This window comes from Acinetobacter populi (assembly GCF_002174125.1).
Lineage (GTDB): Bacteria > Pseudomonadota > Gammaproteobacteria > Pseudomonadales > Moraxellaceae > Acinetobacter > Acinetobacter populi.
In genome coordinates this window covers 1,073,656-1,095,396 of sequence record NZ_NEXX01000001.1, presented here as the reverse complement: position 1 = coordinate 1,095,396, position 21,741 = coordinate 1,073,656, and the positions used below count along the sequence as shown (strand labels likewise).

Here is a 21,741-nt window from a genome sequence, read left to right as displayed (position 1 = left end):
ATGAAGTGCACAATGAGATGAGGCAAGACGAGTTCACATGAGTTTACATATCGAAAATCGTCAACTATGGGCTTTAGTGGCGGCAGCACCGATGATGGCTGCGATAAGTACAGGTGCCTATGCGCAAACCTGGAAAATTAATCTGCGTGATGCCGATCTTGCTGCATTTATTAATGAAGTTGCTGATATTACCGGTAAGAATTTTGCGGTTGATCCACGTGTACGTGGCAATGTGACCGTCATTTCCAATAAAGCACTGACCAAAGATCAAGTTTATGACTTGTTTCTAGGTGTGTTAAATGTGAATGGCGTGGTGGCAATTCCATCAGGAAATACCATAAAACTGGTTCCCGACAATAATGTGAAAAATTCGGGTATTCCATATGATGCGCGTAATAATGCCAGCGGGGACCAAATCGTTACCCGTATTATTTGGCTGGATAATACCAATCCCAATGATTTAATCCCTGCATTACGACCTTTAATGCCGCAATTTGCCAATCTGGCTGCTGTACCGGGAACCAATGCATTAATCGTCTCTGATCGGGCGGCCAATATCTATCAATTGGAAACCATTATTCGCAATCTGGACGGGACTGGTGAAAATGATATTGAAGCTATTGCTTTGCAAGCGAGTCAGGCTGAAGAAATTCTGGGTTTGATCGATTCCATGAGCGCGACAGGCGCGGCAAAGGATTTAAAGGGTTCCCGAGTGCGCGTGATCGCAGATACTCGAACCAATCGCATTTTGATTAAGGGCGATACCGGTAGTCGTAAACGTATTCGACAATTGATTGAAATGTTGGATGTACCATCGGCAAATCGTTTGGGTGGTTTACAGGTCTTTCGTTTAAAACATGCCAATGCTAAAAATCTTGCAGAAATTCTGCAAGGTCTGGTGACAGGGCAGGCGGTTAACAGTAGTACCAATAATTCATCTTCAGGTAGCAATAATAGTGTTAATTCATTACTGAATAATAATTCAGGTACATCTTCCACATCGACTTCATCTGGTTCCTTGATTAATTTAAGCGGTTCAAATAACAATAACAACCAGAATGCTTTAACCAGCTTTAATGGGAATGGCGTGAGCATTATTGCCGATGCAACACAAAATGCCTTGGTGGTCAAAGCGGATCCTCAATTGATGCGGGAAATCGAAAGTGCAATTCAGCAATTGGATATCCGTCGTCAACAGGTTTTAATCGAAGCAGCAATTTTGGAAGTGTCCGGTACAAATGCAGACCAGCTTGGTGTGCAATGGGCATTGGGTGATTTATCCAGTGGCGTTGGTCTGATTAATTTCTCCAATGCCGGGGCAAGTTTAGCTAGTCTGGCTGCGGGTTATTTGGGTGGCAGTACCACTCAGGCAACTGCATTAACTGGTATGAGCAATGGTGCAACGGTGGGTATTGGGGATTATAAGCGTAATAGTGATGGTACGCAGAGCTTTTTTGGCATCTTGGTACAGGCATTGGAAAGTAGTAATAAAACCAATCTTTTGTCTGCACCCTCCGTAGTCACAATGGATAATGAAGAAGCCTATATTGTAGTGGGTGAAAATGTACCATTTGTCACCGGTTCTGTAAGTACCACAAATGGTACGGCAAATCCATATACTACGATTGAACGTAAGGATGTCGGGATTACACTTAAGGTCGTTCCTCAAATTGGTGAGGGTGGTACGATTCGATTACAGGTTGAACAGGAAGTTTCAGCAGTGACGGATGACTCTTCTGCATCAGATATTATTACCAGTAAACGTGCGATTAAAACTGCAATTCTGGCAGAAGATGGACAAACAATCGTGCTAGGTGGCTTGATTAAAGATGATCGAAGCCAAGGGCGTCAATCTGTACCGGGTTTAGGGCGTATCCCGGTGGTAGGGCGTTTATTCCGCTCCGATAATACTTCGACTGAAAAACGTAATTTACTGGTTTTCATTCATCCGACAATTATCAGGGATGATTTCGACAGTAGAAATGTAACGCGTCAGCGTTATGGTCAGTTAAGAAGTTTACAATTGGCATTTGATACAGATGGCAGTTTTGCGACCTTGCCTGAAGATGCAAATGATCTTTATCAACAACGTATAACGGTACCTATTCCAAAAGAGCAACAACAAAATGGTAAAAAATATCAGACTATTCCAGTGACACCAACAGCAAGTAATAGTACAACGACGGTTGACTTGCGTCCTCAAGCGAATACAACGCAGTCACAACCGGTTGTGACTGTGCCGGCACAGCCTCAAGTGAATGTTGAACGCACAGCAAATACCGAAACACAGACACAATATCGTTTGTTAGAATAAAGGTTTAAACCCAAAGATAGCTTTGCTAAACTGATACACGTTGTCATGAGAAATGAATAGGATAAATACATGCGTTGGAAGCTGGTAGGACTAAGTGAACCGATTGTAGGTGAAACTCTTGTAATTGATCGGGATATGGTGATCGGACGTCATCAGCAGGCTGATATTGTTTTACAAGCTGCACATGTATCGCGGCGTCATGCTGCATTGCTTTTAAAAGAAGATGGTTCGCTATGGATTCAGGATTTGGGTTCTTCCAATGGCACCTTTGTGAACAATCAACAGGTGACAGAGCAACAACTTCATTCTCAAGATGAAATTAATTTTGAAAACATTCGTTTTCAAATCATCGAAGATCATGTTGAACAAGCTGCAACCACAGATGCGCCAAGTATTGAAAAAGTTGTGCCGGGTGATCAAGGTATGCCAACACTCGAACAGCGTGGTGCTGATGTAGCGTTAAACCGCGATGGAATGCCAACCAATATTGGCGTACCAAAACCCGCACCAATTCCAGAACATATTGAAGTGAAAGTTGAGCCTGAACCACAACCTGTGGCGATTCCAGAACCTGAAAGTCGGGTTGAGCAGGTTGAACAGCAAAAGAAAAATGCCAAAGTCGGCGTGATTAGTCTGGTGATTTTAATCATTTTACTTATCTTGGTGAGCTTGTTTTTTGTTGGTCAATAAATTTTGATGGATGCTGGTAGGATTTATAATGAAAAGGAGCTGCCACAGCTAGGTATGCTTCCTATTGTAAAAGATGATAAAGTATTTAAGCTTTATACTTTTTTATATGAATTAAGATGGAATCCTATTGTTCGGATTATAGAGTTCGATAAGTATTTTCGGTTTGAAGTTTGGGATTGTAAGGTTCTTTTAAGCTCGGATAGTAATTTTTTAATTTTATCGGTTAAGTTAACTACCCAAACTGATAATCCAGAAATTTATGTTATAGATTTGGAAATCTTAAAGTATTGTGTAGTAACAGGAGATGAGGTGGTAGCTTTTGAATTTCCTTATCTCACTCATAACAGCCCAAATTTTGATAAAAAACCATTTTGCTATTCATTAAATTACCAAGTGTGGTTAGATTTACCCAGTCAAATGGTAAAACAGACTTACTATTACAAATGATGAAAGTAACAGAGGGTGAAGAATGAATCCACTATTTGACATATCGCAGCGACAACTAATTTTATTCGATCTGGATGGTACGTTGGTGGATTCGGCACGTGATTTGTATCGTGCCATGAATTTAACCCTTAAGGATTTAGGGCGTCCAACAGTAACCGAACAGCAGGTACGGGTCTGGGTGGGTAAAGGTGCAGCGCAATTATGTGGTTGTGTAATCCAATATCAGGATCAGAAGCTTGATCCTGCGCAACAGCAAATCCTTTTACAGCACTTTTTACCGGTGTATCAGCATAATTTGTGTGTGGAAACCACAATTTATGAAGGGGTACTGGATTTTCTGGAGTATTGCAAAACCCAGAATAAAACACTGGTCTGCGTCACCAATAAACCTTATCAGGCAGCAGTAGAACTACTCAGGCAGCTTAATTTATTGGAACGCTTTGCACTGGTATTGGGTGGTGATTCTTTAACTCATCGTAAACCGCATCCAGAACCGCTGTTGCATGCCATGCAATATTTTGGTCAATCTGCGGCACAGACCTTAATGATTGGTGATTCCCGTAATGATGTTGAAGCAGCGCGTGCAGCGGGAATAGATTGTATTGTCTTAAGCTATGGCTATAATCATGGAGAAGACATACAATTGTGTCAGCCGCAGTGGGTGATCGACTCTTTGCAACAACTTATTTCAGCATAAATTTGAGGACATTATGAATCAGTCAACGATGTTTCGATGGCGTTAAAAAATTAACGAATAAAGACACTATTTTCTATCGATACATTGAGAGCGGATCATGACTTCTATTGTACAATTTGAACAATTAAAACAAGCTGGTTATTTAACTATTCCTGTATTTCGTCAGCGTCTGGCTGATACTGAAACACCTTTAACCGTTTTTGCTCGTTTGCGTCAGCAACAATTGGCTTATTTATTTGAATCGGTTGAGGGGGGTGAAACTTGGGCACGCTATTCCATTATTGGTCTGGGAGAAAGTACGGTATTTTCTTGTAATGCCGGTATATTAACTATTCAGGATGAACAGGGGCGTGTTTCCACGCAACAATGTCTGGATCCGTTCCAATATATTCGTGATTATCAGGCACAGTTTAAAGTGCCACCGCATGCGTTAATCCCTGCATTGCCACAATTTACTGGTGGGTTAGTAGGCTATTTTGGTTATGACTCAGTACGTTATATCGAGCCACGCCTAAAGAATGTACCAGAAGCCGATCCAATTGGTTTGCCTGATCTATGGATGATGTTATCTAAGACAGTCATCGTGTTTGATAATCTTAAAGACACCATGTTTTTGATTACCCATGCCGATGTCGGGCAGCAAGATGCCTATCAACAGGCACAACAACGTCTGGATGAACTTGAAGATCTATTGGCTCAACCCGTCAGTCTGGTGGCAAAACCGCACACCGCACCTGTATTTCATTCGTTAACAGGCGAGCAAAAGTTTCTTGAAACTGTTGAATTGGTCAAGGAGTATATTCGGGCGGGAGATGTGATGCAGGTCGTGCCCGGACATCGAATGGTATCTGATTTTGATGGTGATCCGATTTCTGTTTATCGTGCTTTGCGCCATTTGAATCCTTCACCTTATTTGTTTCTGGTACAGGGATATACCTTAGAAGATCAAAAGCCATTTTATATTGTTGGGTCTTCACCGGAAATTTTGTGTCGATTGGAAGATGGAATCGCCACTGTGCGCCCACTGGCTGGAACGCGTCCGCGCGGAAAAACTCAAGAAGAAGATCTGGCACTGGAAAAAGATCTATTGTCGGATGAGAAAGAAATTGCCGAGCATTTGATGTTGATTGATCTTGGACGTAATGATATTGGTCGCGTATCCAAGATTGGTAAAGTGCAGGTAACCGATCAAATGGTGGTAGAGCGTTATTCACATGTGATGCATATTGTTTCCAATGTACAGGGTGAAGTAAAAGCTGATGTTGATGCACTGGATGTGCTCAAAGCGACTTTCCCGGCAGGTACATTGTCTGGTGCACCGAAAATCCGTGCCATGGAAATCATTGATGAAGTTGAACCGGTTAAACGTGGTGTGTTTGGTGGGGCAGTCGGATATCTGGGCTGGCATGGTGAAATGGACATGTCGATTGCCATTCGTACCGGTATTATTCGTGATAATAAGGTCTATGTGCAGGCAGGTGCAGGTCTGGTCGCGGACTCAAATCCGGCGTCAGAGTGGAATGAGACCCAAATAAAAGCTCGCGCAGTAATCAAAGCGGTTGAATTATCGTCAAACGGGTTGATTTTATAGGTTTTTCGCAGTTTTTTTACAAAAAGTACTTGCATCATGTGAGAGTTTTGCTAAACTGCACCCCGTTCTGATACGAAACACAAATAAGTGTTAAGCATAAAGAAACGCCGACATAGCTCAGTTGGTAGAGCAACTGACTTGTAATCAGTAGGTCCTCAGTTCGAATCCGAGTGTCGGCACCATTTATGTAGTAGAAGAGCACACTGAAGAGCGTGTGATTTGGTGAGGTTCCCGAGCGGTCAAAGGGAGCAGACTGTAACTCTGCCACGAAAGTTTCGAAGGTTCGAATCCTTCCCTCACCACCATCTAAAGTCTTCGATAAAAATGTACCAACATGTGCGGGAGTAACTCAGTTGGTAGAGTGGCAGCCTTCCAAGCTGCATGTCGCGAGTTCGATCCTCGTCTCCCGCTCCATCTCGAAGCGTAGTCTATCGCTCTTATAGCTCAGTGGTAGAGCACTCCCTTGGTAAGGGAGAGGTCTCGAGTTCAAATCTCGATAAGAGCTCCAGATTGTGCTTAGAGTGTTACAGTAAAAGATTTTAAATAAAGCAGGCTTTTTAGTCTGCTTTTAAAGTATTGGGCGTTTAGTTTTTGCTAAACATTTGAGTCGATAACTGAGTTTGAATCGACGAGTCTGGTTAGAGTAGTCTCGGCGTAAACGAGGATAATCATCATGGCTAAAGCCAAGTTTGAACGTAATAAACCACACGTAAACGTGGGCACTATCGGTCACGTTGACCATGGTAAAACAACTTTAACAGCTGCGATCGCAACCATCTGTGCAAAAACTTATGGCGGTGAAGCGAAAGATTATGCAGCAATCGACTCTGCACCAGAAGAAAAAGCACGTGGTATTACAATTAATACATCACACGTAGAATATGATTCTCCAGCACGTCACTACGCACACGTAGACTGCCCAGGACATGCCGACTATGTGAAAAACATGATCACTGGTGCTGCGCAAATGGACGGTGCGATCCTTGTATGTGCTGCGACTGATGGTCCAATGCCACAAACACGTGAACACATCCTGTTGTCTCGTCAGGTTGGTGTACCTTACATCATCGTATTCTTGAACAAATGCGACCTTGTAGACGACGAAGAATTGCTTGAATTGGTAGAGATGGAAGTGCGTGAACTTCTTTCTGCTTATGACTTCCCTGGTGATGATACCCCTGTAATCCGTGGTTCAGCTTTGGCTGCATTAAATGGTGATGCAGGTCCTTACGGTGAAGAATCAGTACTTTCATTAGTTGCTGCACTTGACTCTTATATCCCAGAACCAGAACGTGCAATCGATAAAGCATTCTTGATGCCAATCGAAGATGTATTCTCAATCTCTGGTCGTGGTACAGTGGTAACAGGTCGTGTTGAATCTGGTATCGTAAAAGTTGGTGAAGAAGTTGAAATCGTTGGTATTAAAGATACAGTTAAAACAACTGTAACCGGCGTTGAAATGTTCCGTAAACTTCTTGACGAAGGTCGTGCAGGCGAGAACTGTGGTGTTCTTCTACGTGGTACAAAACGTGAAGAAGTGCAACGTGGTCAAGTACTGGCTAAACCAGGTACAATCAAACCGCATACCAAATTTGACGCAGAAGTATATGTGTTGTCAAAAGAAGAAGGTGGTCGTCATACGCCATTCTTAAATGGTTACCGTCCACAGTTCTACTTCCGTACAACAGACGTAACTGGTGCAATCCAATTGAAAGAAGGCGTTGAAATGGTTATGCCAGGTGACAACGTTGAAATGTCAGTTGAATTAATCCACCCAATCGCAATGGACCCAGGTCTACGCTTTGCGATTCGTGAAGGTGGTCGTACTGTAGGTGCTGGTGTTGTTGCGAAAGTAACTGCATAATCACTTTTATAGTCGTATTAAGTAGTATCTCAGATCGGGAATTGATTCCCGATCTGCCTTATAGGTCAGTAGTTCAATTGGTAGAGCGTCGGTCTCCAAAACCGAATGTTGGGGGTTCGAGTCCCTCCTGACCTGCCAATTTAAAATTTCTTGCTTAAAGCAGGCTGAATTGTTCTATAATAAAGCGCGAATTTAGCGACGAGTAAAAAAATGTCGAATGATAAGTCGCGTGACGCATCTAGCGAAGCGCCAATCCCACAACGAAACAATCCGGCAGAACTGGTTAAAAATGGTTCTCCATTTGATGCTGTGTTATGGATTGTTACGATAGTCTTACTTATTTGCGCAACGATGGTCAATCAGTATCTACCGCAATATTGGCAGCCAGCAGCAAATGTTTGGGTGCGTATCGGTGCGATTGCCACTTGTATTATTGTGGCATTAGGTTTATTATACGCCACCCACCAAGGTAAGGGTTTTGTTCGCTTACTCAAAGATTCACGTATAGAATTAAAGCGTGTCACCTGGCCAACCAAGCAAGAAACGGTTACGACGTCTTGGCAAGTGTTGGTTGTAGTCATTATCACCTCATTGGTACTTTGGGGTTTTGATTACGTTTTGGGTTGGTTGATTAAGTTAATTATCGGATAAGTTGCTATGAAGCGTTGGTATATTGTTCATGCCTACTCTGGCTATGAAAAACAAGTCATGCGTTCTTTGAATGATCGTATTGCACGTAGCACTGTTGCCGATAGCTTTGGTGAAGTTCTTGTTCCTACGGAAGAAGTCGTAGAAATGAAGGACGGCAAAAAGCGTAAGTCAGAGCGTAAATTCTTTCCAGGCTATGTATTGGTCGAAATGGAAATGAATGATGATACTTGGCATATCGTAAAAGAATGTCCGAAAGTATTGGGTTTTATTGGTGGTACACCAGAAAAACCTGCGCCGATTACTCAGCGTGAAGCTGATGCAATCTTGGCACGTGTTGCAAACAAAGGCGAAGCTCCACGTCCTAAAACAATGTTTGAGCCAGGCGAAGAATTATTGGTTGTTGATGGTCCATTTACCGACTTTAAAGGTGTGGTGGAAGAAGTTCAATACGATAAATCTCGTTTGACATTAACGATTAATGTATTTAATCGTCCAACGCAAGTTGAACTCGAATTCCGTCAGGTTGAAAAAGCTTACTAATTTTTAACCTGCAAATCGTTGCCCGACTAATTCTTCTAGGATGTGTTCGGGCTTATGTGTTTTTTACATTTGATGCAAATTGAATGTATAGAAATATTGGGGAGCCTAACGGCGTTTGTACCCAGAGGTAATTAAAATGGCGAAGAAGATTGACGGCTATATCAAGCTGCAAGTTCCAGCTGGTAAAGCGAATCCATCTCCACCAATTGGTCCTGCATTGGGTCAACGTGGTGTAAACATCATGGCGTTCTGTAAAGAATTCAATGCTGCAACACAAAAGCTTGAAGTTGGTTTGCCAATTCCTGTCGTGATTACTGTGTATAACGATAAGTCGTTTACATTTATCATGAAAACTCCTCCTGCTTCTATTCTGTTGAAGAAAGCTGCAGGTATCCAAAAGGGTTCTTCTGTACCAAACAAAACTAAAGTTGGTAAGTTGACTCGTGCTCAGTTGGAAGAAATCGCAACTACTAAAGAACCAGATTTAACTGGTGCTGATTTAGATGCGCGTGTGCGTACCATCGCTGGTTCTGCACGTTCTATGGGCTTGGAAGTGGAGCTATAAGACATGGCAAAGTTAACGAAACGTCAAAAAGCCATTGCTGCTGCTGTTGAAGCAAACAAAGTTTACACTTTGGATGAAGCAGTTCAAGTTCTGAACAGTCTTCCTGCTGTGAAGTTTAAAGAATCTTTGGATATCGCAATCAACCTAGGTGTTGATCCGCGTAAATCTGATCAAGTGGTTCGTGGTGCAACTACATTGCCAGCGGGTACAGGTAAAACTGTACGTGTTGCTGTATTTGCTCAAGGCGCTGCTGCTGAAGCTGCAAAAGCTGAAGGCGCAGACATCGTTGGTTTTGATGATCTTGCTGAATCTATTCAACAAGGTAATCTTGATTTCGACGTTGTAATTGCTGCACCGGATGCAATGCGTGTTGTTGGTAAACTGGGTACAATTTTGGGTCCTCGTGGTTTAATGCCAAACCCGAAAGTTGGTACAGTAACACCAGACGTTGCAACTGCGGTTAAAAATGCCAAAGCTGGTCAAGCACGTTACCGTGTAGACAAAGCAGGTATTATTCACGCTGCAATTGGTCAAGTAGGTTTTGATGCGGCTGCTGTTCGCCAAAACGTTGAAACTTTAGTGGCTGATTTGAAAAGATTAAAACCAGCAACTTCTAAAGGTGTTTATATCAAGAAGATCACTTTGAGCTCAACAATGGGTCCTGGTCTTACTGTTGATGTAAGCAACGTATCTAACTAAGTTTAGATGGTAAAAGAATTTTAAAGTCCTGAGGACAGTTTAAAGCACTGCTTTAAACTGGACGCAAGATAAGGGTGATTTCACTTGAAGCATAGCTTCCTATCTTGTGGCTTTGGCAAAGGTCATTGATCTTTGCTCAATTTTACTCAGGCATACTTTGAATTGATAAATGAAAATTTATCAGCGTCAAAGACCTCAGGCGAAAGGGGATTCCGATCCTCTGTCTTAAAAGATTTGTGAGAATCAGCCTGCGTAGACGCGGTGGTGTGATGTGTTCCTCCTCCGCGTGTAAGTCGAAAGGCTTACGAATTGGGAGTGTATCGACAACGGTACATAAATCACCTTAGGAGGTTTTACAGTGGCTCTACGTTTAGAGGACAAAAAAGAAATCGTTGCAGCAGTAAGCGAAACTGCAAGCAAAGCTTTCTCTACTGTTGTTGCCGACTATCAAGGTTTAACTGTTGAACAATTGACTCAACTTCGTGTGCAAGCGCGTCAAAACAATGTGTACTTACGTATCGTTCGTAACACTTTGGCAAAACGTGCACTTGAAGGTACTCAGTTCGACATCTTAAACGATATCTTGACTGGTCCAACAATTCTCGGTTTTTCAACGTCTGAAGATGACATGGGTGCAGCTGCACGCTTGTTCGAAGATTTTGCAAAAACAAACAAAGCATTTGAATTAAAAGCTGCCGCATTTGATGGCAAAGTGTATCAAGGTTCAGAAGTCAGCGTTATTGCTAACCTTCCAAACCAAGAGAAAGCACTTACCATGCTTGCCAGTGTTCTTCAAGCGCCTATTTCGAAATTGGGTCGTCTGGTTACAGCACTCAAAGAGAAAAACGAGCAAGAAGCTGCTTAAGCTTAAATACATCATTCATACACCATTCAATATCCATTTGGAGTTATTCTCATGGCTTTAACTAACGAAGAAATCTTAAACGCAGTTGCTGAAAAAACTGTTCTTGAACTTGTTGAATTAATTTCTGCATTCGAAGAAAAATTCAATGTATCTGCTGCTGCTGTTGCTGTTGCTGCTGGTCCTGCTGCTGCCGCTGCTGCTGAAGAGCAAACAGAATTCAATGTTGAATTGACAAGCTTTGGTGCGAACAAAGTTGCTGTAATTAAAGCAGTTCGTGAAGCAACTGGTCTTGGCTTGAAAGAAGCGAAAGATTTAGTTGAAGGTGCACCACAAGTTCTGAAAGAAGGCGTGAGCAAAGAAGAAGGTGAAGAGCTTAAGAAGAAACTTGAAGCAGCTGGTGCTACAGTTACACTTAAGTAATTGCTTAGGGAGTCGGTTTTTTTATAATCGGCTCCAAAAAATGGCTGGTGGCTCTTGGGTCATCAGCCTTTTTGCGTTACAATAATCGGCTCGCTTTTTGGCGAAGATTGAACGCTGCGACAAAAAGATGTGCAAATGAATGTTTAGCAATGTTTTTGTAGGAAATTTCTTATAAACTTTCTTGTAAAAAAATATTGCTAAACATTTTATTGTTGCTTTTAGTCTTTGCAGCTTTGAAAAAAGCGACGGTCATTATCGACCATACGATAACTTTTGCTAAGCGTCGTTCTGCAGGCGACCTTAGATTACTGTCCGAGGAATCCAAATGGCATACTCTTATACCGAAAAAAAACGGATCCGCAAAAATTTTGGTAAATTGCCCAATATTATGGATGTTCCATACTTGCTCGCCATTCAGGTGGACTCGTATCGAGCATTTTTGCAAGATGGCAAATCACCAAAAAACCGGGAAGATTTAGGTTTACAATCAGCATTCCGTTCGGTTTTTCCAATTGAAAGCTATTCTGGTAATGCGGCTTTAGAGTTTGTTGAGTACACCCTTGGCAAGCCTGAATTTGATGTGCGCGAATGTATTCTGCGTGGTTCAACTTATGCTGCGCCAATGCGTGTCAAAATTCGTCTGATTTTACGTGATCGTGACACCAAGGCTATCAAAGACGTACGTGAACAAGAAGTCTACATGGGCGAAATGCCGCTGATGACAGATAACGGTACGTTTGTGATCAATGGTACAGAACGGGTAATTGTATCGCAATTACACCGTTCACCTGGTGTATTCTTCGATCATGATAAAGGTAAAACGCATTCTAGCGGTAAAGTGCTGTATTCGGCACGTATCATTCCTTACCGTGGTTCATGGTTGGATTTTGAATTTGATGCGAAAGATCTGGTCTATGTTCGTATCGACCGTCGTCGTAAATTATTGGCATCTGTCATTTTACGTGCATTGAACTATAGCACTGTACAAATTTTAGATTTGTTCTATGAAAAAGTTCCTGTCTATATTGATATGGGTACTTATCAGATCGATTTGATTCCAGAACGTCTGCGTGGCGAAATGGCTCAATTCGATATTACCGATGGTGCAGGTAAAGTTATTGTAGAACAAGGTAAACGTATCAATGCGCGTCACGTACGTCAAATGGAAGCTGCAAATTTAAGCAAGCTGCCTGTACCTGATGAATATTTATATGAACGTATTACCGCAGAAGATATCAGCTTAAAAGATGGTGAGATTTTACCTGCCAATACCGTGATTTCACACGATATTCTGGTGAAAATTGCTGAATCTGGCATCAAACAGTTTAACATCCTGTTCACCAATGACATCGACCGTGGTTCATATGTTGCAGATACTGTTCGTGCAGATGTAACCCGTGATCGTGACGAAGCACTGGTTGAAATCTATAAAGTGATGCGTCCAGGTGAGCCACCAACCAAGGATGCTGCCGAGAACTTGTTTAACAACCTGTTCTTTAGTCCTGAGCGTTATGACTTGTCACCGGTTGGTCGTATGAAGTTCAACCGTCGTTTGGGTCGTCCGTATGAAGTCGGAACTGATCATAAGACACGTCAGGTTGAAGGTATTCTGTCCAATGATGACATCATTGATGTACTGCGTACTTTAGTTGAAATTCGTAACGGTAAAGGTGAAGTCGACGATATCGATCACTTGGGTAACCGTCGCGTACGTTCTGTTGGTGAAATGACTGAAAACCAATTCCGTGTGGGCTTGGTTCGTGTAGAACGTGCTGTAAAAGAGCGTTTAAGTCAGGCAGAAACAGACAATCTTTCTCCACAAGATTTGATCAATGCCAAACCTGTTGCAGCGGCAATCAAGGAATTCTTTGGTTCTAGCCAGTTGTCACAGTTTATGGATCAGAACAACCCGTTGTCTGAAATCACGCATAAACGTCGTGTATCAGCATTGGGGCCAGGTGGTTTGACGCGTGAACGTGCAGGCTTTGAGGTACGTGACGTACATCAAACGCATTATGGTCGTGTTTGTCCAATTGAAACACCGGAAGGTCCAAACATTGGTTTGATCAACTCACTTTCTGTGTATGCCAAAACCAATGACTTTGGTTTCCTAGAAACACCGTATCGCCGTGTGGTTGATGGCCGTGTAACAGATGACATCGAATATCTGTCTGCGATTGAAGAAGTGGGTACTGTGATTGCACAGGCCGACTCTGCTGTAGATAGCGAAGGCAACTTAACTGAAGAAGTGGTTTCCGTCCGTCATCAAGGTGAATTTGTACGTATGCCGCCAGAAAAAGTGACGCATATGGACGTTTCACCACAACAGGTAGTTTCTGTTGCAGCATCGCTGATTCCGTTCCTTGAACACGATGATGCGAACCGTGCCTTGATGGGTTCCAACATGCAACGTCAGGCTGTACCAACTTTACGTGCTGACAAACCATTGGTCGGAACAGGTATGGAACGTCACGTAGCGCGTGACTCTGGTGTGTGTGTGGTTGCTGGTCGTGGTGGTCGCATTGACTATGTGGATGCATCCCGTATCGTAATTCGTGTCAACGAAGACGAGATGATTGCTGGTGAAGCTGGTGTAGATATCTATAACCTGATCAAATACACCCGTTCTAACCAGAATACCTGTATTAACCAGAACATCATCGTGAATCAGGGTGATGTGGTTGCGCGTGGTGATATTCTTGCCGATGGTCCATCAACAGATATGGGTGAATTGGCACTGGGTCAAAACATGCGTGTTGCATTTATGACTTGGAACGGTTTTAACTACGAAGACTCGATTCTTTTATCCGAACGTGTGCTTCAGGAAGATCGCTTAACCTCCATTCATATTCAGGAATTGTCATGTGTTGCGCGTGATACCAAACTGGGTCAGGAAGAGATTACTGCCGATATCCCGAATGTGGGTGAAGCTGCATTATCAAAACTTGATGAATCCGGTATCGTGTACATCGGTGCAGAAGTGACTGCGGGTGATATTCTGGTGGGTAAAGTGACACCAAAAGGTGAAACTCAACTGACGCCTGAAGAAAAACTGTTACGTGCCATTTTTGGTGAAAAAGCAGCAGACGTGAAAGACTCCTCTTTACGTGTACCATCAGGTACCAAAGGGACAGTAATTGACGTTCAAGTGTTTACCCGTGATGGCGTGGAAAAAGATGAGCGTGCTCTAGCGATCGAAAAAGCGCAGCTTGATGCTTACCGTAAAGATTTGAAAGAAGAATTCAAAATCTTTGAAGAAGCATCTCGTGAACGTATGATCCGTTTATTGACAGGCCAAACCTCTAATGGTGGCGGTACGACGAAACGTGGTGATAAATTAACTGCGGATTTCCTTGCAGGTCTAGATTTTGTTGACTTAAAAGAAATTCAGCCAAGTGATGAAGCCATTGCTGAGCGTTTGTCACAAATCTTGGTGTTCTTACAAGAGAAAAGTCAGGAAATCGACGAAAAATTTGCCGAGAAAAAACGCAAACTTTCAACTGGCGATGAATTAACACATGGCGTATTGAAAGTTGTGAAAGTTTATCTGGCCGTTAAACGTCGTATCCAGCCGGGTGATAAAATGGCGGGTCGTCACGGGAACAAAGGTGTTGTCTCCAACATCCTACCTGTAGAAGATATGCCACATGATGCCAATGGTGTGCCAGTTGATGTGGTGTTGAACCCACTGGGTGTACCATCACGTATGAACGTGGGACAGATTCTTGAAACGCATTTAGGTTTGGCAGCAAAAGGTTTGGGTGAGCAGATCGATAAGATGCTGCAACAACAACGTACCATTGCCGAACTGCGTGATTTCATGGACAAAATCTACAACAAAGTAGGTGGCGAGCAAGAAGAACTGGATAGTTTATCTGATGAAGAAGTTCTGAAGCTTGCAGGTAACTTGCGTGGTGGTGTGCCATTGGCAACCCCAGTATTTGATGGTGCAGAAGAATCACAGATCAAAGAGTTACTTGAACTTGCCGAGTTACCACGTACTGGTCAGCAAACCTTGTTTGACGGACGTACTGGTGAGAAGTTTGACCGTCCTGTCACTGTAGGTTATATGTACATGCTGAAACTCAACCACTTGGTTGATGATAAGATGCATGCGCGTTCTACCGGTTCATACTCTCTGGTTACACAACAGCCATTGGGTGGTAAAGCTCAATTCGGTGGTCAGCGTTTTGGTGAGATGGAGGTCTGGGCACTTGAAGCTTATGGTGCAGCCTACACGTTACAAGAAATGCTCACCGTGAAATCGGATGATGTTGAAGGTCGTACCCGTATCTATAAGAATATCGTAGATGGTAATCACTATATGGATCCTGGCATGCCAGAATCGTTTAACGTATTGACCAAAGAGATCCGTTCTTTAGGTATCAACATTGAACTGAAAAATGGTGAATAAGCTTACGGGCTAACACAATTACTATTTCAGATATAACCAGTTTTGACCCAGCCGGGAACCTAAAAGCTTCTCGGCACACGGAGAAAAAAATTGAAAGACTTGCTCGATATCATGCGTAAAAAAACGGACTCTGATGGTCATACACCACTTGAGTTCGATCGTATCCGTATTGGCTTAGCATCACCAGAAGTAATTAAATCCTGGTCTCATGGCGAAGTAAAAAAACCTGAAACGATTAACTATCGTACCTTTAAACCGGAACGTGACGGTTTATTCTGTGCCAAAATTTTTGGACCAGTCAAAGATTACGAATGCTTGTGTGGTAAATACAAGCGTATGAAATACAAAGGCGTCATTTGTGAAAAATGTGGCGTTGAGGTCACAACTGCGAAAGTACGTCGTGAACGTATGGGGCATATTGAACTTGCTTCCCCAGTTGCACATATTTGGTTCTTGAAATCGTTACCATCCCGTATCGGTTTATTGCTGGATATGACACTACGTGATATCGAACGCGTATTGTATTTTGAATCTTATGTTGTGACCGATCCGGGCATGACAACGCTGGAAAAATATCAGCTTTTAACTGATGAAGAATACTTCAATGCACTGGAAGAATACGGCGATGAATTTGCCGCAAAAATGGGTGCAGAAGCTGTTCAGGATTTGTTAAAAGATATCGACTTGGAAGCAGAAATTTCTCGTTTACGTGAAGAAATTCCACAAACGACCTCTGAAACTAAGTTGAAAAAAGCCTCTAAACGCCTGAAATTGATGGAAGCGTTTAAAGAGTCTAACAACAAGCCAGAATGGATGGTGATGAATGTACTGCCAGTACTTCCACCAGATTTACGTCCATTGGTACCGCTTGAAGGTGGTCGTTTTGCGACATCTGATCTAAACGATTTGTATCGTCGTGTGATCAACCGTAACAACCGTTTAAAACGTCTTTTGGACTTGGCTGCACCAGATATTATCGTACGTAACGAAAAACGTATGTTACAGGAATCTGTAGATGCCTTGCTGGACAACGGTCGTCGTGGTCGTGCCATTACTGGTTCAAACAAACGTCCATTGAAATCTTTGGCTGATATGATCAAAGGTAAACAAGGTCGTTTCCGTCAGAACTTGCTGGGTAAACGTGTCGATTATTCTGGTCGTTCGGTGATTACCGTTGGTCCGACACTGCGTTTACATCAATGTGGTTTACCGAAGAAAATGGCGCTTGAATTATTCAAACCATTTATCTTTGCAAAATTACAGGCCTCTGGTCAGGCAACCACGATTAAAGCTGCCAAAAAAATGGTTGAGCGTGAAACGCCAGAAGTTTGGGACGTTTTAGCCAATGTGATTCGTCAGCATCCTGTGATGTTGAACCGTGCACCAACACTTCACCGTTTGGGTCTACAAGCATTTGAACCTGTATTGATTGAAGGTAAGGCAATTCGTTTGCATCCTTTGGTCTGTGCTGCGTTTAACGCCGACTTCGATGGTGACCAGATGGCGGTACACGTGCCGTTGACATTGGAAGCACAGCTTGAAGCCCGTGCCTTGATGATGTCTACCAACAACATCCTGTCACCTGCCAATGGTGAGCCGATTATCGTTCCTTCTCAGGACGTGGTCTTGGGTCTTTACTACATCACTCGTGATGCTGTAAATGCCAAAGGTGAAGGCATGGTGTTTGCCGATACGCACGAAGTAAACCGTGCTTTGGCAACTGGTCAAGTGAATATGCATGCACGTGTAAAAGTGCGTGTACACCAGACTGTAATCACTGAAGATGGCGAACGTGTCAAAGAAACATTGATTGTGGATACTACACCAGGTCGCTGTTTGCTTTGGGAAGTTGTACCAGCAGGTTTAAGCTTTGAATCAATTAACCTTGAGATGACCAAAAAGAACATCTCAAAATTGATCAACACTTGTTATCGTAAACTGGGTCTAAAAGATACCGTTATCTTTGCCGATCAGTTGATGTATCTTGGTTTCCGCCAAGCAACCCGTTCGGGTGTTTCGGTGGGTATGGAAGACATGTTGATTCCACCAACCAAAGAAGAAATCATCAACAAGGCAGAAGCAGAAGTTCGTGAAATCGAACATCAGTTTGAGCAAGGTTTCGTGACCGCAGGTGAACGTTATAACAAAGTGGTCGATATCTGGGCACGTACCAACGATCAAGTTGCCAAAGCGATGATGGATAACTTGTCTTTTACTACTGTTAAAAACAAACAGGGTGAAGATGAGAAACAAAAATCCTTTAATAGCATCTATATGATGTCTGACTCTGGTGCCCGTGGTAGTGCGGCACAGATTCGTCAGCTGGCTGGTATGCGTGGTTTGATGGCAAAACCGGATGGTTCGATCATTGAAACGCCAATTAAAGCCAACTTCCGTGAAGGTTTGACTGTACTTCAGTACTTCATTTCAACACACGGTGCACGTAAAGGTTTGGCCGATACAGCATTAAAAACTGCGAACTCAGGTTATCTGACTCGTCGTCTGGTTGATGTGGCACAGGATTTGGTAATCACCGAACCGGATTGTGGCACACTCGATGGCTTAGTAATGACACCATTAATTCAAGGTGGCGATGTTATCGAACCGTTGAAAGATCGTGTACTGGGTCGTGTGATTGCTGAAGATGTAAAACGTCTGGGTACTGATGAAGTAATCTTCCCACGTAATACATTTATCGATGAACGCATCGCTGCGCAAATCGAAGAAGCGGGTGTCGACGAAATCAAGGTTCGTTCAGTTGTTAACTGTGAATCAACATTTGGTGTTTGTGCGAAATGTTATGGTCGTGATCTGGCGCGTGGTCACTTGGTGAATCCAGGTGAATCTGTTGGTGTTATGGCAGCGCAATCCATTGGTGAGCCGGGTACACAGTTAACCATGCGTACCTTCCACGTCGGTGGTGCTGCAAGCCGAACATCTGCTGCCAACAGCATTCAAGTACGTAATAAAGGTATTGTACGTTTCCACAATATCAAAACAGTACAACATGCCAAAGGGCATTTGGTGACTACGTCCCGTTCTGGTGAAATCGGTATTGCTGATGATCTAGGCCGTGAACGTGAACGTTATAAAGTTCCTTATGGTGCTTCCATTCTGATTAAGGATGGTGAGCCAGTAGAGGGCGGTGGTATTGTTGCAACATGGGATCCACACACCCATCCGTTGGTAACAGAAGTTGCTGGTAAAGCACGCTTCTCACAAATTGCCGATGGCGTAACTGCAACATCAAAAACTGATGATGCAACAGGTATGACCACTGTTGAAATTTTACCTGTGACTTCACGTCCTGCTTCTGGTAAGGATTTACGTCCAGCCGTGGTATTGGATATGGCTGATGGTAGTGAACAGTTCTACTTCCTGCCACAAAATACCATTGTGACTGTACGTGATGGTGAAACCATTGGTGTGGGTGATGTCATTGGTCGTGTACCACAAGAATCGTCACGTACCCGTGATATTACCGGTGGTTTGCCACGTGTTGCCGACTTGTTCGAAGCACGTAAGCCAAAAGAATACGCAATTCTGGCAGAAGTGTCAGGTGTGGTAAGTTTTGGTAAGGAAACCAAAGGTAAAAACCGTTTGGTGATTACACCTGATGATGGTTCTGAAATTTACGAAGAGTTGATTCCAAAATGGCGTCAAATCAACATGTTTGAAGGTGAACATGTTGAGCGTGGTGAAGTGGTTGCCGATGGCCCACAAAATCCACACGATATCCTGCGCTTAAAAGGCGAAGTGGCATTAACCAACTATATCGTGAATGAAGTTCAGGACGTTTACCGCTTACAAGGGGTAAAAATCAACGATAAACACATTGAAGTAATTGTTCGTCAGATGTTGCGTAAAGTTGAAATTACCGACGGTGGTGATTCTAGCTTTATCAAAGGTGAACAAGTGGATTACATCCGTGTGGTTCAGGAAAATCAGGCAGTATTGGCGCAAAACAAATTCCCTGCGAAATTTGAACGTCAATTGATGGGTATTACCAAAGCCTCATTGTCTACCGACTCGTTCATCTCTGCTGCATCGTTCCAGGAAACCACACGTGTGTTAACTGAAGCGGCTGTAACAGGTAAAGAAGATGATCTACGTGGTCTGAAAGAAAACGTGGTTGTGGGTCGTTTGATTCCTGCGGGTACTGGTCTGGCGTATCATTTGGAACGTCGTCGTCAGGAAGCGGAAGCTGCCGAGCAAGAGCTGGTTAACGACTTTAGTGAAGTTGATCAGGCGCTCAGCCAAGCATTTAATGAAGAACAGTTCTAAGCTGTAATTGATTGATGTTAAAAAGAGTCCTTCGGGGCTCTTTTTTTATATCGAAAAATCACAGATCAGGATTGTTCATTGCTTATCCGAATACGGTAAAATCTTTCAACGAGTTCTAGTTATACTCTCAATCTAGGCACATGGCGCATAAAGTTGCGATGGATGCCGAAAATTAATACATTCGTGTAAGCTTTGGCTTACAAATACTTGCGTCTTTTGCCACTTATCGAGTCCCTTATCTTTGCATATTATAAGCATATAACGAAACAGGACGTTTCGAGCTGAGTGTAAGGATACACGCTGTACATGGACGTACAGGTATGACAGGACGTTATACTGCAAGCAGAATTTCAAAAAGCCCCGACAGGAAGTTGGGGCTTTTTGTTGTTTATATGGATTAAACGGGATTGATTTCTATACTGGCATGTACAATTTCATCATGTATCGACAATGCTTGCTTTACAACAAGCGGCGTTAATAAGGTATCGCTTGTCTCCAAAGCTAGAATACACGAAAATTTCCCTCTACCCACTTTCCAGACATGTAAATCAACGATATCAATCGATCGGTCCAGATCTGCGATAACTTCCCGTATTTCATCAACAACAGGCTCTGTCATTTCTGCATCCAGGAGTGTTTTCCCGGTTTGAATGATGAGACCCCAAGCCCATTTTGAAACCAGTAGTGCACCGACAATTCCCAGTACTGCATCCAAAAAATTCCAGCCAAAGTATTTGGCAGCAAATAAAGCGATGATTGCAAGAACTGACGTCGTGGCATCGGCAATGACATGTAGAAAAGCAGCTTTTTGATTTAGATCCTGATGATGGTGATGCTCTTGATGGGTATGCTTATGCTGGGCATGGCTGTGATGTATATGATCATGATGAGAATGACCATGGTGATCATCATGTAATAGCCATGCACAAATTAAATTTACCACCAAACCAATGATTGCAATAAAAATGGCTTCGTTATAATGGATTTCTACAGGATGAAATAATCTTTCAACTGAGCTGTAACACATCATGATTGCAACGACCATTAATAAAATGGCACTGCTATAACCTGCCAGTATTTCAATTTTCCATGTACCAAAACAAAATCTTTCATCATTACGGTAGTGGCGTGCAGCCCGATAGGCCATATATGCCAGACCCAAAGCCAACATATGCGAACTCATATGCCAGCCATCGGCAAGTAATGCCATGGAATTAAAAATGAATCCACCTGAGATTTCTGCAATCATCATAAAGGCTGTAAATAGGGTTGCCAGCAGAATCTTTTTTTGGGCTAATGGATTACCTTCATCAAAATGATGGGAATGCTGCGGTTTTACTGGTGTGTTCATTTGTATTATACAATGTTAAAATACCCTATATAGTATATTTACTTTGCTGGAAATAATTCAATGAGTCATTTACAAAAAAATAGAAAAGTTTTAAATCGTATTAGCCGTTTGCAAGGGCAGATGAATGCCATGTATAAAACTGTTCTGGATGGTGAAGCCGAGTGTATTGATGTATTACAACAAGTGGCTGCTGTTCGTGGCGCGGTACAGGGCTTAATGAATGAATTACTAGAGGAACATCTAAAAACGCATGTCTTGACGGAAGATTATGATGAAAAAGAGCTAGAAGATTTTCTGCTCTTATTAAAAAAATATAAGTAGTTTCTATGCAAAATTATATTTCATTCAA

General features: G+C 42.7%; 16 protein-coding genes and 5 tRNA genes. 20 read left to right on the top strand and 1 reads right to left on the bottom strand.

Annotation, left to right across the window (positions count from 1 at the left end; translation table 11 throughout):
• Positions 1 to 37 precede the first annotated feature (37 nt).
• From gspD to rpoC, 19 genes are all read left to right on the top strand, one after another.
• Positions 38 to 2,314 (top strand): type II secretion system secretin GspD, encoded by a 2,277-nt coding sequence (gspD, locus tag CAP51_RS05080; RefSeq protein ID WP_087619635.1) that lies wholly within the window; start codon positions 38 to 40, stop codon positions 2,312 to 2,314.
• Positions 2,315 to 2,383: 69 nt separating this feature from the next.
• Positions 2,384 to 3,004, top strand: a complete 621-nt coding sequence (locus CAP51_RS05075) for an FHA domain-containing protein (protein ID WP_087619634.1) — start codon at positions 2,384 to 2,386, stop codon at positions 3,002 to 3,004.
• Positions 3,005 to 3,007: 3 nt separating this feature from the next.
• A complete protein-coding gene (locus tag CAP51_RS05070; RefSeq protein WP_140404400.1) occupies positions 3,008 to 3,451 on the top strand; it encodes a hypothetical protein in 444 nt (147 codons plus the stop codon).
• A 22-nt stretch (positions 3,452 to 3,473) separates the two neighbouring features.
• A complete protein-coding gene (locus tag CAP51_RS05065) occupies positions 3,474 to 4,148 on the top strand; it encodes a phosphoglycolate phosphatase (RefSeq protein ID WP_087619632.1) in 675 nt (224 codons plus the stop codon).
• A gap of 97 nt (positions 4,149 to 4,245) precedes the next feature.
• A complete protein-coding gene (trpE, locus tag CAP51_RS05060) occupies positions 4,246 to 5,739 on the top strand; it encodes an anthranilate synthase component I (protein WP_087619631.1) in 1,494 nt (497 codons plus the stop codon).
• Positions 5,740 to 5,845: 106 nt separating this feature from the next.
• A tRNA-Thr gene (locus CAP51_RS05055) sits at positions 5,846 to 5,921 on the top strand.
• 39 nt (positions 5,922 to 5,960) lie between these two features.
• Positions 5,961 to 6,044, top strand: a tRNA-Tyr gene (locus CAP51_RS05050).
• A gap of 33 nt (positions 6,045 to 6,077) precedes the next feature.
• Positions 6,078 to 6,153, top strand: a tRNA-Gly gene (locus tag CAP51_RS05045).
• Positions 6,154 to 6,172: 19 nt separating this feature from the next.
• Positions 6,173 to 6,247 (top strand) — tRNA-Thr (locus CAP51_RS05040).
• Between the two features lie 165 nt (positions 6,248 to 6,412).
• Positions 6,413 to 7,603 carry an elongation factor Tu gene (gene tuf / locus CAP51_RS05035; protein ID WP_087619630.1) on the top strand — a complete coding sequence of 397 codons (1,191 nt, stop codon included), beginning with the start codon at positions 6,413 to 6,415 and terminating at the stop codon, positions 7,601 to 7,603.
• 62 nt (positions 7,604 to 7,665) lie between these two features.
• Positions 7,666 to 7,741: transfer RNA gene (locus CAP51_RS05030), tRNA-Trp, on the top strand.
• Positions 7,742 to 7,813: 72 nt separating this feature from the next.
• Positions 7,814 to 8,254, top strand: a complete 441-nt coding sequence (gene secE / locus CAP51_RS05025) for a preprotein translocase subunit SecE (RefSeq protein WP_087619629.1) — start codon at positions 7,814 to 7,816, stop codon at positions 8,252 to 8,254.
• Between the two features lie 6 nt (positions 8,255 to 8,260).
• Positions 8,261 to 8,794 (top strand): transcription termination/antitermination protein NusG, encoded by a 534-nt coding sequence (nusG, locus tag CAP51_RS05020; RefSeq protein WP_087619628.1) that lies wholly within the window; start codon positions 8,261 to 8,263, stop codon positions 8,792 to 8,794.
• Between the two features lie 136 nt (positions 8,795 to 8,930).
• Positions 8,931 to 9,359 (top strand): 50S ribosomal protein L11, encoded by a 429-nt coding sequence (gene rplK / locus CAP51_RS05015; RefSeq protein ID WP_004637639.1) that lies wholly within the window; start codon positions 8,931 to 8,933, stop codon positions 9,357 to 9,359.
• A 3-nt stretch (positions 9,360 to 9,362) separates the two neighbouring features.
• Positions 9,363 to 10,058: a 50S ribosomal protein L1 gene (gene rplA / locus CAP51_RS05010; protein WP_087619627.1), complete on the top strand. Its 696-nt coding sequence runs from the start codon at positions 9,363 to 9,365 to the stop codon at positions 10,056 to 10,058.
• A gap of 358 nt (positions 10,059 to 10,416) precedes the next feature.
• Positions 10,417 to 10,923: a 50S ribosomal protein L10 gene (rplJ, locus tag CAP51_RS05005; protein ID WP_087619626.1), complete on the top strand. Its 507-nt coding sequence runs from the start codon at positions 10,417 to 10,419 to the stop codon at positions 10,921 to 10,923.
• A 51-nt stretch (positions 10,924 to 10,974) separates the two neighbouring features.
• Complete coding sequence (gene rplL, locus CAP51_RS05000) at positions 10,975 to 11,343, top strand: 50S ribosomal protein L7/L12 (protein ID WP_087619625.1); 369 nt, start codon at positions 10,975 to 10,977, stop codon at positions 11,341 to 11,343.
• A 325-nt stretch (positions 11,344 to 11,668) separates the two neighbouring features.
• Positions 11,669 to 15,757, top strand: a complete 4,089-nt coding sequence (gene rpoB / locus CAP51_RS04995; protein WP_087619624.1) for a DNA-directed RNA polymerase subunit beta — start codon at positions 11,669 to 11,671, stop codon at positions 15,755 to 15,757.
• A gap of 90 nt (positions 15,758 to 15,847) precedes the next feature.
• The gene (rpoC, locus tag CAP51_RS04990) at positions 15,848 to 20,041 is read left to right on the top strand and encodes a DNA-directed RNA polymerase subunit beta' (protein WP_087619623.1); all 4,194 of its coding nucleotides are present in this window, start codon (positions 15,848 to 15,850) and stop codon (positions 20,039 to 20,041) included.
• A gap of 397 nt (positions 20,042 to 20,438) precedes the next feature.
• Here the strand turns inward: rpoC and dmeF are convergent, their stop codons facing one another.
• Positions 20,439 to 21,392 (bottom strand): CDF family Co(II)/Ni(II) efflux transporter DmeF, encoded by a 954-nt coding sequence (gene dmeF / locus CAP51_RS04985; RefSeq protein WP_087619622.1) that lies wholly within the window; start codon positions 21,390 to 21,392, stop codon positions 20,439 to 20,441.
• 60 nt (positions 21,393 to 21,452) lie between these two features.
• On the opposite strand from dmeF, the gene CAP51_RS04980 reads away from it, so the two are divergent.
• Positions 21,453 to 21,713 carry a metal/formaldehyde-sensitive transcriptional repressor gene (locus tag CAP51_RS04980; protein WP_087619621.1) on the top strand — a complete coding sequence of 87 codons (261 nt, stop codon included), beginning with the start codon at positions 21,453 to 21,455 and terminating at the stop codon, positions 21,711 to 21,713.
• Positions 21,714 to 21,741 lie beyond the last annotated feature (28 nt).